At 63.7% G+C, this 14,701-nt stretch carries 12 protein-coding genes; 5 read left to right on the top strand and 7 right to left on the bottom strand.

The genetic code is table 11. From position 1 onward, the window contains the following. The first annotated feature begins 159 nt into the window (after positions 1-159). Positions 160-462, top strand: a complete 303-nt coding sequence (locus H7A13_03670) for an EF-hand domain-containing protein (protein MCP5332443.1) — start codon at positions 160-162, stop codon at positions 460-462. A gap of 55 nt (positions 463-517) precedes the next feature. Here the strand turns inward: H7A13_03670 and glgA are convergent, their stop codons facing one another. Both glgA and glgB read right to left on the bottom strand, forming a co-directional pair. After that, a complete protein-coding gene (gene glgA, locus H7A13_03665) occupies positions 518-2,011 on the bottom strand; it encodes a glycogen synthase GlgA (GenBank protein MCP5332442.1) in 1,494 nt (497 codons plus the stop codon). Between the two features lie 19 nt (positions 2,012-2,030). Next, positions 2,031-4,196 carry a 1,4-alpha-glucan branching protein GlgB gene (gene glgB / locus H7A13_03660; protein MCP5332441.1) on the bottom strand — a complete coding sequence of 722 codons (2,166 nt, stop codon included), beginning with the start codon at positions 4,194-4,196 and terminating at the stop codon, positions 2,031-2,033. On the opposite strand from glgB, the gene H7A13_03655 reads away from it, so the two are divergent. The 4 genes from H7A13_03655 (at position 4,095) to malQ (ending at position 8,958) form a co-directional block, all read left to right on the top strand. Further along, entirely contained in the window at positions 4,095-4,340 is a 246-nt protein-coding gene (locus tag H7A13_03655; protein ID MCP5332440.1) for a hypothetical protein, read from the top strand. The two genes, glgB and H7A13_03655, sit on opposite strands and share 102 nt — an antisense overlap. A gap of 124 nt (positions 4,341-4,464) precedes the next feature. Further along, positions 4,465-5,778, top strand: a complete 1,314-nt coding sequence (gene glgC, locus H7A13_03650; GenBank protein MCP5332439.1) for a glucose-1-phosphate adenylyltransferase — start codon at positions 4,465-4,467, stop codon at positions 5,776-5,778. After that, positions 5,768-7,483 (top strand): glycoside hydrolase, encoded by a 1,716-nt coding sequence (locus H7A13_03645; GenBank protein ID MCP5332438.1) that lies wholly within the window; start codon positions 5,768-5,770, stop codon positions 7,481-7,483. Before glgC ends, H7A13_03645 begins: the two co-directional genes overlap by 11 nt. Before the next feature lie 11 nt (positions 7,484-7,494). Then, positions 7,495-8,958, top strand: a complete 1,464-nt coding sequence (gene malQ / locus H7A13_03640) for a 4-alpha-glucanotransferase (protein MCP5332437.1) — start codon at positions 7,495-7,497, stop codon at positions 8,956-8,958. Here malQ and H7A13_03635 read toward each other — a convergent pair whose 3' ends face one another. The 5 genes from H7A13_03635 to H7A13_03615 form a co-directional block, all read right to left on the bottom strand. Next, positions 8,959-10,248 carry a hypothetical protein gene (locus H7A13_03635; GenBank protein MCP5332436.1) on the bottom strand — a complete coding sequence of 430 codons (1,290 nt, stop codon included), beginning with the start codon at positions 10,246-10,248 and terminating at the stop codon, positions 8,959-8,961. 56 nt (positions 10,249-10,304) lie between these two features. Then, positions 10,305-11,480, bottom strand: coding sequence for a phosphoglycerate dehydrogenase (locus H7A13_03630; GenBank protein ID MCP5332435.1), 1,176 nt, complete (start codon positions 11,478-11,480; stop codon positions 10,305-10,307). A gap of 33 nt (positions 11,481-11,513) precedes the next feature. Further along, positions 11,514-12,287 (bottom strand): enoyl-CoA hydratase/isomerase family protein, encoded by a 774-nt coding sequence (locus H7A13_03625; protein MCP5332434.1) that lies wholly within the window; start codon positions 12,285-12,287, stop codon positions 11,514-11,516. A gap of 198 nt (positions 12,288-12,485) precedes the next feature. Continuing rightward, the gene (gene fis / locus H7A13_03620) at positions 12,486-12,797 is read right to left on the bottom strand and encodes a DNA-binding transcriptional regulator Fis (GenBank protein ID MCP5332433.1); all 312 of its coding nucleotides are present in this window, start codon (positions 12,795-12,797) and stop codon (positions 12,486-12,488) included. 103 nt (positions 12,798-12,900) lie between these two features. Further along, the gene (locus tag H7A13_03615) at positions 12,901-14,532 is read right to left on the bottom strand and encodes a LysM peptidoglycan-binding domain-containing protein (GenBank protein MCP5332432.1); all 1,632 of its coding nucleotides are present in this window, start codon (positions 14,530-14,532) and stop codon (positions 12,901-12,903) included. Positions 14,533-14,701 lie beyond the last annotated feature (169 nt).

The raw sequence follows: 14,701 nt of genomic DNA, 5'->3' as shown, positions 1-14,701 counted from the left end.
AGACCTCCGCCGCAAAAAAGCGGGCAATTTACCAGAGCAGGCCCGGCAACGGCGTCAACCCGGCACCGGCTCGCCCGTTATTGCCCTTGCAGCAGGGCTCAATCCTGCTGCAAGGGTGACAACACCCATCGACGCTTCAATCCACCACCGGAGAAGACCATGCGTATCAAACCCCTGCTGCTTTCGACCTCACTGATCTGTGCACTGACCGCGCCGGTCTGGGCCATGTCCCACGGTGACGAAGGCGGCCCCGACCATCAGATGATGTGGAAGCAGATGGACAGCGACGGCGACAACCGCATCAGCAAGGCCGAGTTCACCAAATCGACCGAAGCGCGGTTCGACAAGGCCGATGCCAACCACGATGGCTACATCGACCAGAGCGAACGGGACAAGATGAGAGAGAAGATGCACGAGCGGATGGAGAAGATGCGGGAAAAGCACAGCAAGATGCCCGAATGAAGAGAGCCTCCTGCACACTGGGTCGCGGCAGGATGCACTGCCGCGACCTTGAGCCTCACTGCGGCGCGAGCATCCGCCGATAGAGCGCGAGGTAGTCGGCCGAGCTGCGCTGCCAGGAGAAATCGGCCGCCATCGCCGAGCGCATCAGTTGTTGCCAGCGCGCCGGTTGATGATAGAGCGCCAGCGCCCGCTCCAGCGTGGCACGCAGTGCCGGACCGCTGGCGAAGTCGAAACAGAAGCCGTTGCCCTCGGTTGCCGCATCGGCATCGATGACGGTGTCGGCCAGCCCACCCACCCGCCGCACCAGCGGCAGGGTGCCATAGCGCAGGCTGTAGAGCTGGTTGAGTCCGCACGGCTCGAAACGTGACGGCATCACGAAGAGGTCGGCACCGGCCTCGATCTGGTGCGCCAGCGGCTCGTCATAGCCGGCCACCACTGCCAGGCGGTCGGGATGGCGGCGCGCGCAACCCAGCAGCAGCTCGGTGTAGTGCGGGTCGCCATTGCCGAGCACCACCAGCCGCAGCGGCTGCGTCATCAGCCAGGGCAGGATCTCCAGCAGCAGATCGATGCCCTTCTGCTCGACCAACCGCGTCACCATCGCCAGCAGTGGCAGCTCATCGTCGGCGGGCAGACCCATGCGCCGCAGCAGAGCGACCTTGTCGAGCCGCTTGCCGCTCAGCTCATCGGCGCTGTAGTGGTGCGGAATCAGCGGATCGGTCGCCGGATTCCACACCTGCGCATCGATGCCGTTGAGGATGCCGACCAGCACACCCTGCCGCGCCCGCAGCAGGCCATCGAGACCGCAGCCATAGGCGAAGGTGGTGATCTCGCGCGCATAGGTGGGGCTGACGGTACTGATCCAGTCAGAGCAATTGATGCCGGCCTTGATGAAGGAGAGCTGACCGTAGTACTCCACCCCCTCGATCGACCAGGCCGACTCCGGCAGGTCGAGCAGGTTGAACTGCGCCCGGCTGAACAGCCCCTGATAGGCCAGATTGTGGATGGTGAACAGCAGCCGCGGACGAAACGGGAAGGGTTGCAGAAACAGCGCGGTGAGTGCGCTCTGCCAGTCGTTCAGATGGACGATGTCGGGCCGCCAGCCCAGCCCGAGCTGATCGATCGCCAGCAGCGCCGCCACCCGGCAGAACAGCGCAAAACGTTCGGCATTGTCCGGCCAATCCTGGCCAGCGGCATCCTGATAGGGGCCACCCTCGCGGGCGAAATATTCCGGCACATCGACCAGCCAGAGGATCACCTCGCTGTCGGCCAGCCGGCCCTCCAGCAGTCTGACTTCGACCTCACCGCAGCGGCCATGGGCCAGCGTGAAGCGGGCCCGCTCGAGCAGTGCGCCGCTCTGCCGCTTGACCCCGGCGTAGGCCGGCAGCAGCAGATGGAGCCGCTGCCCCAGCTGCGTCAGGGCGATCGGCAGGCTGCCGGCGACATCGGCCAGACCGCCGGTCTTGATCAGTGGATGGGCTTCACTGGCGACAAACAGCACATCGAGCGCGGCAGGCGGTTTTTTGCGCGGGCGTGCCTTGGCCTTGGCCATCTTTACGGGTCCTTGATTCTCATGCGAGTCTCAGAACGATGCCAGCCAGTGGCGGCAAGGTCAACCGCAGCGACACCGGCCGCCCCATCCAGGCGACCGGCTCGGTCACCACCTGACCATTGCCGAGGTCGGAGCCGCCATAGTGGCGGGAGTTGGAGTTGAACAGCTCCCGGTAGCTGCCGGCAGCGGGCACGCCGACCCGGTAATCTTCGCGCACCACCGGCGTGAAGTTGAGCAGCACCAGCAACCAGCCCTGATCGCTCTTGCGCAGGAACGACAGCACCGACTGGGTGCTGTCATGGCAGTCGATCCATTCGAAGCCACTGCTGTCGAAATCGTGCCGATGCAGCGCCGGTTCGTTGCGGTAAAGCCGGTTGAGATCGGCCACCAGCCGCTGCACCCCCTGATGAAAGGGGTACTGCAACAGGTACCACTCCAGTTCGCGGTCATGGTTCCACTCCCGCCCCTGGGCAATGTCATTGGTCATGAAGTTGAGCTTCTTGCCCGGCTGGGTGAACTGATAGGTCAGCAGCAGCCGCAGGCTGGCGAACCGCTGCCACTCATCGCCCGGCATCTTGTAGAGCAGCGAACGTTTGCCATGCACCACTTCATCATGCGAGAAAGGCAGGATGAAGTTCTCGGTGAAGGCGTAGAGCAGGCCGAAGGTGAGCTTGTCGTGGTGGTAGAGGCGGTGGATCGGATCCTTGCCGATGTAGTCGAGCGTGTCGTTCATCCAGCCCATGTTCCACTTCATGCTGAAGCCCAGACCGCCGAGATGGACCGGCCGCGACACCATCGGCCAGGCGGTCGACTCCTCGGCCATCATCAGCACGCCGGGGAAACGCTCATGGACCACCCCGTTGAGGTGCTTGAGAAAGTCGATCGCTTCGAGGTTCTCGTTGCCGCCATGGATATTGGGCAGCCAGTCATCGGGCTGGCGTGAATAGTCGAGGTAGAGCATCGACGCCACCGCATCGACCCGCAGGCCGTCGATGTGGAACTCCTCGATCCAGTACAGGGCGCTGCTGAGCAGAAAGTTGCGCACCTCGTTGCGGCCATAGTCGAAGATCAGTGTGCCCCAGTCACGGTGTTCGCCCCGCCGTGGATCGGCATGTTCATAGAGGTTGCTGCCATCGAACCATGCCAGTGCATGGCCATCGCGCGGAAAGTGCGCCGGCACCCAGTCGAGCAGCACACCGATGCCATGACGGTGGCACAGATCGACCAGGTAACGCAGCTCGTCCGGTTCGCCAAAGCGGCGGGTCGGGCAGAAGTAGCCGGTGCTCTGATAGCCCCATGAGCCATCGAAGGGGTGTTCGGTGATCGGCAGCAGTTGCAGATGGGTGTAGCCCTGCTGCGCGATGTAATCGACCAGACCATGGGCCAGATCGCGGTAGTTCAGAAAGTGTCCCGCCTCGTCACGGCGCCAGGAGCCGAGATGCACCTCGTAGATCGACAGCGGCGCATGCAGCCAGTCATGCCGCTGTCGCTGATCGAGCCACTGTGCATCCTGCCACTGATGGCGGCTGGCCTCACGGACCACGCTGGCGGTGGCGGGTCGCAACTCGCTGCCCTGGGCATAGGGATCGCTCTTGAGCAGAATGGCGCCATTGCGGGCGCGAATCTCGAACTTGTAGTGCAGGCCGGCAGCCAGCCCGGGAATGAACAGCTCCCACACCCCGGATGCACCACGACAGCGCAGCGGATGGTGGCGGCCATCCCACGCATTGTGATCGCCAACCACACTGACCCGCTCGGCATTGGGCGCCCACACCGCGAAGAACACCCCGCTGATGCCATCGATCTCGCGACAGTGTGCACCGAGAAAGCGGTAGGCATGCCAATGCTTGCCGGCGGCAAACAGCGCCAGATCAAACTCCAGCAGCTGCGGTCCAAAGCTGTAGGGGTCATGGGCCTCATGCTCGACACCCCAGCGGTCGACCCAGCGCAACAGGTAATGTTTCGGTAATGTGTCGGCACTACCCTGCCAACTGAACAGGTCGCTCCGCCCCAGCCGCTCCAGTGGCTCTTGCGCACCGTTTGAGGTCACAATATGGACCGAACGCGCACCAGGAAGGTGAACATGCACCACCTTGAGATCACCCCGTGGATGGCAGCCAAGATAACCGAAAGGATCGTGATGGCGGGCCTCGATGATGCGCCGCTGGGTTTCATCGAGCACCATGGAAACGGGCGGCGAAACAGAAGAAGACGAAGGAGTCATGTCAACGACCTGGCTGAACTGAACTGCTGGAGCAGTGCATTGAAGCAGAAAAGCGCACCACGGAAAAACCGATGCCGCAGTGCGATCAAACCCGCTGCCGGATGACGCTACCACCTCGCCGCAGTGCAAAACTGGAATAAGCCCTGCATAACTCTGGCCAAGGCGCCTTTGGATGGATGCACGACCGGCCACTGAATCGCCAACGCCAATGAACCCCGGAGCCGACCGCATGGAAACCACCAAACCGACTGCCAAGGGCAAAAAACGCAGCAGCTCACCGACCGCGCCCCGCCGTTTCGTCAGCCGCATCACCGGTGAGACCCTGGCGCTGGTGCTGGCCGGCGGCAGCGGTTCGCGGCTGCACAACCTGACCCGCTGGCATGCCAAGCCGGCGATCCCTTTTGGCGGCAAGTACCGCACCATCGACTTTTCGCTCTCCAACTGCGTCAACTCCGATGTGCGTCGCATCGGCATCCTGACCCAGTACAAATCACATTCACTGATCAACCACGTGCAGAAGGGCTGGAGCTTTCTGCGCGCCGAGATGAACGAGTTCATCGAGCTGCTGCCGGCCCAGCAGCGCATCCATGACTCCTGGTACAAGGGCACCGCCGATGCGATCTATCAGAATCTCGACATCATCCGGCTGCACAATCCCGAATATGTGCTGATCCTGGCCGGTGACCACATCTACAAGATGGATTACGGCCTGCTGATCGCCCAGCATGTGGAGCGCGAGGCCGACATGACCGTCTGCTGCATCGAAACCTCGCTGGCCGAAGCAAGCGAATTCGGCGTCATGTCGATCGGTGCCGACGAACGCATCATCGGCTTCCAGGAGAAACCGAAGCACCCGATCCCGATGCCCGGTTCACCCGACAAGGCATTGGTCTCGATGGGCATCTATGTGTTCAACACCGGGTTTCTCTATGAGCAGCTGATCAAGGATGCCGAGACACCCCGCTCCAGCCACGACTTCGGCAAGGACATCATCCCCTCGGCCATCGACCGCTACCGGGTCTTCGCCTATCCGTTCCGTGACGTCGAAAATGGCGAGCAGGCCTACTGGCGCGACGTCGGCACGGTCGATGCGTTCTGGCAGGCCAACATGGAGCTGCTCGATGTCACCCCACCGCTGAACCTCTACGACCAGGAGTGGCCGATCTGGACCCATCAGGAGCAGCTGCCCCCCTCCAAGTTCGTCTTCGACGATGACGATGGCCGCCGCGGCATGGCGGTCGATTCGATGGTGTCGGCCGGCTGCATCGTCTCCGGTGCACTGGTGCGCCGCTCGCTGCTGTTCAACAATGTCCGCGTCAACGCCTACAGCGAACTGAACCAGTGCGTGGTGCTGCCCCGGGCCGTGATCGGCCAGCACTGCCGGCTGACCCGGGCGATCATCGATCAGGAGTGCATCATTCCCGATGGCACCGTCATCGGGGAAGATGCCAAGGAGGATGCCCGCCGCTTCCACCTCTCGCCCGAGGGGATCGTGCTGGTCTCTCCCGAGATGCTCGGGCAGGAGGTGCGTCATGTCCGCTGAATCCTTCACGCCGGTGGTGCTGATGTGGCACATGCATCAGCCCCACTACCGACCGCTCAACGCCAGCGCCTTCCGCCAGCCCTGGAGCTACCTGCACGCGATCAAGGATTACGTCGACATGGCGGCGATCCTCGAGCAGACCCCCGGTGCGCGCAGCGTGGTCAACTTCGCCCCGGTGCTGCTCGAACAGATCGACGCCTATGGAGAGCAGATCGAGAGTTTCCTGGCCGGAAATGGCGAGATCGCCGATCCGCTGCTCGCCGCCCTGGCCAGTGAGCAACTGCCCAGCGATGGCGAAAGCCGACTGCTGCTGACCAGCCAGTCGCTGCGCGCCAACGAACAGCGGCTGATCCAGCGCTTTGCACCCTTCGGCCAACTGGCCGCACTGGCGCGCCACCTGCTCGCCCACCCCGGTCAGGTCGGCTACCTGCATGATCAGTTCCTGTGGGATCTGCTGGTCTGGTACCACCTGGCCTGGCTGGGTGAGACGGTGCGCCGCGGCGATTCGCGCATCACCGCACTGATGGAGCAGGGCAACCACTACAGCCTGGCGCAGCGCCGGCTGCTGCTGTCGATCATCGGCGAACTGGTGCAGAGCGTGATTCCGCGCTACCGCGCCCTGGCCGAAGGGGGCCAGATCGAGCTGGCGATGTCGCCCTATGGCCATCCGATCCTGCCACTGCTGCTCGACATCGATTCGGCCCGCGAGGCGATGCCCACGGCCACCCTGCCCACTGCCGACCACTATCCCGGCGGCGCCGAGCGGGCGCGCTGGCATCTGCGGCATGGCATCGAGACCTTCAGCCGTTACTTTGGCATGATCCCGATCGGCTGCTGGCCCTCCGAAGGGGCGGTCAGCGACGCCACGCTGCAACTGCTGGCCGCCGCGGGCTTCCGCTGGGCCGCCACCGGCGAATCGGTGCTGCGTCACAGCCTGACCGCAGCGGGCCGTATGGGTGACGCCTGCATCCACCATCCCTACCGGGTCGATGGCATCGACATCGCCTGCTTCTTTCGCGATGACCAGCTCTCGGACGCCATCGGTTTCAAATACGCCAACTGGCACGGCGACGATGCCGCCGCCGATCTGGTGCAGCATCTGGAGAACATCGCCGCGGCCTGTGGCAATGATCCGAGTCGGGTGATCAGCATCATTCTCGATGGCGAGAATGCCTGGGAGTACTACCCCAACAACGGCTACTACTTTCTGACCGCGCTCTACCAGAAACTGGCGCAGCATCCGACGCTGCGCCTGACCACCTTCGGCAACCTGGTGAAGAACCGGCCGAAGCGCCCACCTCCCGATCGCAGTCTGCAACTGCCCAGCCTGGTGGCCGGCAGCTGGGTCTATGGCACCTTCTCGACCTGGATCGGCAGTCCGGACAAGAACCGCGGCTGGGAGCTGCTGATCGAGGCCAAGCAGCAGTTCGATCGGGTGATCGCCGCCGGCACGCTCTCGGCCGAACAGCAACAGGCCGCCGAACAGCAATTGGCACTCTGTGAGGGCTCCGACTGGTTCTGGTGGTTTGGCGACTACAACTCGGCCGAATCGGTCAGCGACTTCGAGCGGCTGTTCCGCGAGCATCTGGTCAGCCTCTATCAGACACTGATGATCGAGCCGCCCCAAAGCCTGACCCAGGTGATCTCCAAGGGCGGTGGCGCGCCGGAGCAGGGCGGCACCATGCGCCGAGGCAGCGAAACGTGAGTGCCGACTGCATGGATGCGCCTGGCAACCCCGGTTCACCCCTGGCCCGACGCCGCTCCGGCGTGCTGCTGCATCTGACCTCGCTGCCAGGCAGCCAAGGGTGCGGCACCTTGGGCGAGGCGGCCTGCCGCTTCGTCGACTTTCTCGCCGAATCGGGTTTTGGCGTCTGGCAGATGCTGCCGCTGGGGCCGACCCATGACGACGGTTCACCCTATCTCTGCCTGTCGGCCCATGCCGGCAATCCGCGGCTGATCGACCTGCAGGCGCTGGTGCAGCATGGTTGGCTCGACAGTGACCTGACCTCCACGGAATCCCCGTTGCTTCGCGCCTGGCTGCGGTTCAAGGCCACCGCCAGTCCGACCGAACAGACCGAGTTCGAACAGTTCCGGAACAGCGCTGCCGGCTGGCTGCCCGACTATGCGCTGTTCATGGCGCTGCGCAGCCACTTCAACGACCACTCCTGGGTGCACTGGCCGACACCGCTGCGCCAGCGTGATCCGGCTGCGCTGAAACAGGCTCGGCACCACCATGCCGACGCGATCGAGGCCATCTGTTTCGAGCAGTTCCTGTTCGACAGCCAGTGGCGACAGCTGCACCGCCATGCCCGGGAGCGCGGCGTGGCGCTGTTCGGCGACATTCCGATTTTCGTCGACCACAACAGCGCCGATGTCTGGGCCCACCAGCGGCAGTTCGACCTCGATGCCGACGGCAATCCACGCGTCGTCGCCGGGGTGCCGCCCGACTACTTCTCGGCCACCGGCCAGCGCTGGGGCAACCCGCTGTTCCGCTGGGAGGAGATGGAAGCCGACGGTTTTTCCTGGTGGCAAGGCCGGGTCGCCACCCAGATGCGCTACTTCGACCTGCTGCGCATCGACCACTTTCGCGGCTTCGAGGCCTGCTGGGAGATTCCGGCCGATGAGCCCACCGCGATGGTCGGCCGCTGGGCCCCGGCGCGCGGGGAGGCACTGTTCCAGAGCCTGATCGAGCGCCACGGCACGCTGCCCTGGGTGGCCGAGGATCTCGGCACCATCACGCCCGAAGTGGAGCGGTTGATGGCCCGGTTCGACTTTCCGGGCATGAAGATTCTGCAATTCGCCTTCGACGGCGGCGCCGACAACCCCTATCTGCCGCACAACCATCGCCAGCAGAGCGTGGTCTACACCGGCACCCACGACAACGACACCAGCCTTGGCTGGTATCAGGGGCTGACGCCCACGCTTCAAGAACGGGTCGATGAGTATCTGGGCCGACCGGGCGAGGCGATGCCGTGGCCTCTGCTGCGCGCCGCGCTGGCCTCGGTGGCGCGGCTGGCGATCATCCCGATGCAGGATCTGCTCGGTCTCGACTCGGCACACCGCATGAACCAACCCGGCACCGTCGAAGGCAACTGGCGCTGGCGTTTCGCCTGGAGCGACCTTCCGGCCGACCTGAGCGAACGGCTGCGCCGCCTCAACCAGCTCTACGGCCGCGGCTGATCAAGCCTCCGAAGCTGGGTTCGCCCGCGCGTCGAGCTGCCAGAATTCGTTTTCATTGATGATGCCGAGCGACGCTGCCCGCTGCGCATCGAGCCGCCCCCAGGCGGTGGCGCGCCGCAACCGGGCGCGCAGATGACGATCGGTGGCGCGATCGGCCATGTAGTCACCTTCGCCGCGCCCGATCATGGTGGCGCCGGAGCCGCTGGCGACACTGCGCTGGTAGAGCTCGATCTCGGCAATGTCCTGATCGAGCTGCGCCTGCGAACAGGCACCCTGGTAGGCCGCCAGCACCATCAGCAGCTGGCCGGGATGGCCGACCCACTTGCCCGACATGCCCAGTCGAATGCCGTGGCAGGCATCCTGGTAGGCCTCTTTCAGCGCATTCAGCACCTTGAGCTTGTTCGCCTGCTGCTGGGCCAGGCTGAGCCCCTCGCCGCGATGCAACGGGGTCGGATAGTTGAGGGTCATGTTGTCGATGGCGGGCACATTGACGGCTCCGGCGACGTTGACGATCACCTGCCGCGCCCAGTCGCAGCTCGGATGGTCGTTGCGCAGCTCGGGCAGATTGACGTCGGCCGCATAGTCGGCAATGCCCCAGATGATGCCGGTCAGCCGTGGCGTCACCGCCTTGACCAGTTCAGGCAGTTGCGCCAGCGCGTAGCCCGATTCGACCAGAAATTGCAGCTTGATCCGCTGCTCCGGCAATCCCAGCAGATGCTCGATCTCACCCAGCCGCTCATTCAGCCACACCAGCTCGTTGGGATGCTCCACCTTCGGCCAGATGAGGCCATCGATCGGATAGTGCTCGACACGCTCGCTGGCCACCGCCGGCAGCACCTCGAACAGGTCGTCGATGCAGCCATCGAGCGTCAGGCCGGCCGGGCGAAAGAAGGCCAGCGTCGAACCCCAGTTCGCCTGCGAAAAACAGCGGATGGCGCCCGCACGCGCCTTGCGGGCCGACTCGGCATCGAGCGCAACCGCATCCTCGCAATCGACCATCACCAGCGGGGTGTGGCAGTCGGGCTGCTCGATCAGCCCGCGCAGCGCCGACAGCGGTGCACCGGCATGGTCGGCCAGCTCCGCCGGGCTGATGTCGAACTTCTGCAACAGCTTGCGCGCCGCTGCCAACCCCTGGATCGCCTTCTCCGGTGTGCCGCTGGCCGGCGTGGTGAAGTGCGCCTGCTGGCACCAGTACTTCAGTGGCATCTCCGCCGTGGCCATGCGCCGTTCGCGCAGCAGCTGCTCGCGACTCTGTCGGGCCCGGTCGGCCAGTTGCCTGATCAGCGTCATCTTCGCGGCTCTCCATCGCATTCAGAAGATTCAGGGCAGCACCGGCCACCCCAGGATTAGCCCGGAATCACCCTCAGATCGATCACCCCTTCGACCGCACGGATCGCCGGCAGCAGTGCCGGCGGAATCTCGCACTCGACATCGATCAGGTTGTAGGCGATCTCGTCACGGCTCTTGTTGAGCATGTCGAGCACATTCAGGTTGTGATCGGCCAGCAGTGACAGCACCTTGCCGAGGATCTTCGGCACATTGCGGTTCGAGAAGGCCAGCCGGCAGCCACCGTTGCGCTCCAGCACCAGCGTGGGAAAGTTGACCGAATTGCGGATGTTGCCGGTCTCCAGATAATCGATCAGTTGATCGGCCGCCATCACCGCACAATTCTCCTCGGCCTCCAGCGTGCTGGCCCCCAGATGCGGCAGCAGCAGCACATCACTTCGACCCATCAGCAGCGGATGCGGAAAGTCGGCGACATACTGGCGCAGATAACCACTGTCGAGAAACTTCACCACCGCCGATTCATCCACCACCCCTTCGCGCGCGAAGTTGAGCAGCACCGCGCCCTTCTTGCAGTAGGCCAGCGTCTCTTCGCGCAGCAGGTTGCGGGTATTCTCCAGCAGCGGAACATGCAGCGAGACATAGTCGGAACGGGCCAGCAGTGATGCCAGATTGTCCATCTTCTGCACCTGGTTCGGCACCCGCCAGGCGGCTTCGACCGACAGCGCCGGGTCATAACCCAGCACCGTCATTCCCAGATGCAGCGCGGCGTCGGTCAGCCGTGAACCGATCGCGCCCAACCCCACCACGCCGAGTGTCCGTCCGGCCAGCTCCTGCCCGGCAAAACGCTTCTTCTCCTGTTCCAGGGTCGCGTTCAGCGCCGCCACATCGGTCATGCCGGCCAGCGTCTCGACATAGCGCAACCCTGGCACGATCCCGCGCGAAGCGAGCAGCATCGCGCAGAGCACCAGCTCCTTGACCGCGTTGGCATTGGCGCCCGGGGTGTTGAACACCGGAATGCCGCGCTCGCTCAGCACCGAAACCGGAATGTTGTTGACCCCGGCACCGGCCCGCGCCACCGCCTTCAGGTTCGCGCCCAGTTCGCTGACAGCCAGTTTGTGGCTGCGCAGCAAAATGGCGTCGGGCGCCTCGACCTGCCCGCCAAGCTCATAGCGCTCGCGCGCAAAACGGTCGGTGCCCTTGCGGGAGATCTGGTTCAGCAACTGGATTCGGTACATCTGTGACTGCTCTCGTCAAAACAATGGAATGAACTATTCACCCGAGAAACGCGGTTCACGCTTCTCGAAAAAGGCGCGTATCCCCTCTTCGGCATCCTTGCTGCCGCGCACGCCCTTCACCTCGTCCAGTTCGGCCTGCAAACCCGCCGCCATGCCATGGTTCAGACCGATGTGAATCGCCCGCAGCACGGCACGGGTCGCCAGCGGCGGACGCTTGGCCAATGCCACGGCGAAGGCAAAGGCCTGCTGGAACAGCTCCGCGGGCGCGCAGACCCGGTCCACCAGCCCGATCTGGGCCGCCTCCTCGGCATCGATGCGCTCGGCCAGCAGAATCATCTGGGTGGCACGTGAGCGTCCGATCAGCCGCGGCAGTCGCTGGGTGCCACCCCAGACCGGAATCACCCCGAGCTGGGTCTCGGGCAGGCCGATCACCGCCTTGGGCGCCGCAACCATGAAGCGAAAATGGCACGCCAGCGCCAGTTCACAGCCGCCACCCAGCGCATAGCCGTTGATGGCCGCCACCACCGGCTTGGGGAAGGCCTCGATCTGGTTGCAGACCGCCTGCGCCTTCAGACTGACGGTGGTGGAGTTGGCGGTGTCGGTCAGATCGAAACCCGCGCAAAAGCCTTTGTCACCGGCACCGGTCAACACCACCGCCCGCACCTGCGGGTCGCGGGCCAGGGTGTCGAGCAGCTGCTCCAGTTCGATGAACGCCTGCAGATTCATCGAATTGGCCGGTGGCCGGTTCAGGGTCAGCAGCGCAACCCCTTCACGCTGCTCCAGCAGCACTGGACCATTGATTTCCATACGAAGACTCCTTGTTTTTTCGAATGTCGATGGGGGTCGGGACGACAACCCACCCGATCATTCTACGAAATGGGCGCCAACGGGAATACAGCGGTCGACAGCATGGCCTGTCGCACGGGGAGATCGGCTCAGACGAAGCGGGAGGTGGCAGCGTCGCAGCACGACACTGCCACCGTGCGACGCTCGGATGGCGGCGTGCTACAGCAGCCCGTAGGCTTTCATCTTCTTGCGCAGGGTGCCCCGATTGAGGCCTAGGACCTGTGACGCCTTGGTCTGATTGTGATGGACGTGGCGCAGTACGGCCTCGAGCAGCGGCGGTTCGATCTCGGAGAGCACCATCTCATAGACATCGCTGACTGCCTGTCCATCGAGATTCTCGAAGTAGTTGTTCATGGCGATCTCGACACAATCGCGCAGGGTCTGCGCATCCTGCAACTGTGTGCGGCCGCGCTTGGCGCGCGGCGGACGGCGACGGCTGACCTCGACCAAGGGTTCCATTTCATTGCTCATGCTTCCCACTCCTTCTGCTTCCAGCGAACCTGTATCACGGAGCCTCGATCAGAAATCAAGACCTCGGCAAGTTTACGTCGTTGCCGACAGCGCAGACAATGAATCAGCTCTCTGCCGGCAGCTTTTGCGGTTCGACATAGAGGGTCACCTGATCACCCGGCTTGATGGTCTGCTCGCCGCGGACAGACTCGTTCCACTCCAGAATTTTTTCGACCGGAAGCTTGAAACGGCTGGCAATGCGGTAGAGCGTGTCGCCCTTGCGGACCCGATAGTCCACCCGCTGCGTCGCTGCCTTCTGCATGCTCGGGCGCTCAGCAGTCGGGTCACGCCGCTGCGTTGCCGCTGCCTGGTCCTGCGACCGCACCTGCAGCAGCATGCCCGGACGCAGGCTGGCCACCTTGGCCTCACCATTCAGGCGAGCCAACTCGTCCACTGAAATTCCATGCTGTTGGGCGATCCGCCACGGGGTGTCACCCTGCCTGACTCGATATTGCGCGCTCTTTTCGCCGCTGTCTCGGGCGGACTCGGCGTGCTGTGCAGCGGTGCCTTGCGTGTCACTCTCGCTGCGCTTCGTCAGCAGACTCCAGGGCGCCGGAAGCACCAGCTTCTCTCCGGTTCTGAGCGAGCCGTCCAGTTCGTTGAGCTGCTGGATCGTTGTCGTCGAAGTGTCGAAACGCTGTGCGATCGACTCCAGCGAATCACCCTCCTTCACCTTGTAATGCTGCCAGCCCGCAGCACGCTCGGCAGGAAAGAGCGACAGCTTGTAGTTGAGTGCCTCCGCCTGGGCGGCCGGAATCAGCAGCCGATGATTTCCATGAGAGTCGGTGGTCCCGCGTCTATAGCCCGGATTGAGCCGTTCGATCTCCTCCAACGGCAGTTTGGCCAGTTCGGCCGCAACCGAAAGTTCGATCTGTCGTGCGATGTCGACCGTCACGAAATAGGGTCGATCAGGGATGTTCGGCAACGCAACCTGATATTTGTCCGCCTCGGCGGCCAGTTGGGCAAAGGCAAGGATGCGCGGCACGAACTCCATGGTCTGCTGCGGCAGATTCAGATGCCAGAAATCGGTCGGCTTGCCCAGCGCGCGGTTGCGCTCGATGGCACGGTCGATGGCGCCTTGACCGGCGTTGTAGGCGGCCAGCGTCAGCAGCCAGTCGCCGTCGAAATGCTTCTGCATCTGATCGAGATATTGCAGCGCTGCCTCGGTCGACTCCACCACATCACGGCTGCCGTCATAGCCGGTATTCTTGCGCAAACCCAAATGGCGCGCGGTGGAGGGGATCAACTGCCACATGCCCGTGGCCTGACTCGCCGAGCGTGCACGCGGGTCGTAACCCGATTCGATCATCGGCAAAAAGGCCAGCTCCAGCGGAAAGTTACGCTCGACCAGTGCCTGCTTGACGTGGTAGAGATAGCGCGTCGGATTTTCCGCAGCCTTCTCGACAAAGCTCGACTGTTCAAGCAGCAAGCGCCGCTGCACAGCAACCCGGGGATGCGCCATCTCGTCACGCAGCCTGAAGCCTTTGCGCAGTGATTCCCAGATGTCAGGCGCCGGCTGGTTCAGCGAAGCCACCTCTGGCGCAAACCAGTTGTAGTCTCCTGCCGTGCCATTCTCGATGGCCTGGTGGATCTCTCCACCGGTTGCGCCACCGGGCCGGTTGCCGTTCGCAGCGGAGTGATCCGCCAGTCGGGAGGAGTCCTGTTCGACCAGGCTGCAGCCCGTCGTCAGAACCATACAGAATATGAGTGCAGACAGTGTCTGTTTGAAACTCGGCAAAATGAACACCTCATCGATGTCGATCGCCCAAGCCGCTGGGTGATCGTCTTAGGGTTGCGCCTTTGCAGCCCTGAGTGGGTTTCTACTCCAGTTGAGAAATTGATTCACAACAGCCGTGGTGATGACG

The sequence above is a fragment of the Pseudomonadales bacterium genome (assembly GCA_024234215.1).
In the GTDB taxonomy this organism is placed as follows: Bacteria; Pseudomonadota; Gammaproteobacteria; order Pseudomonadales; family UBA5862; genus JACKOQ01.
Note: the sequence above shows the minus strand (reverse complement) of the source record. Positions and strands in the feature narration are given on the sequence as shown.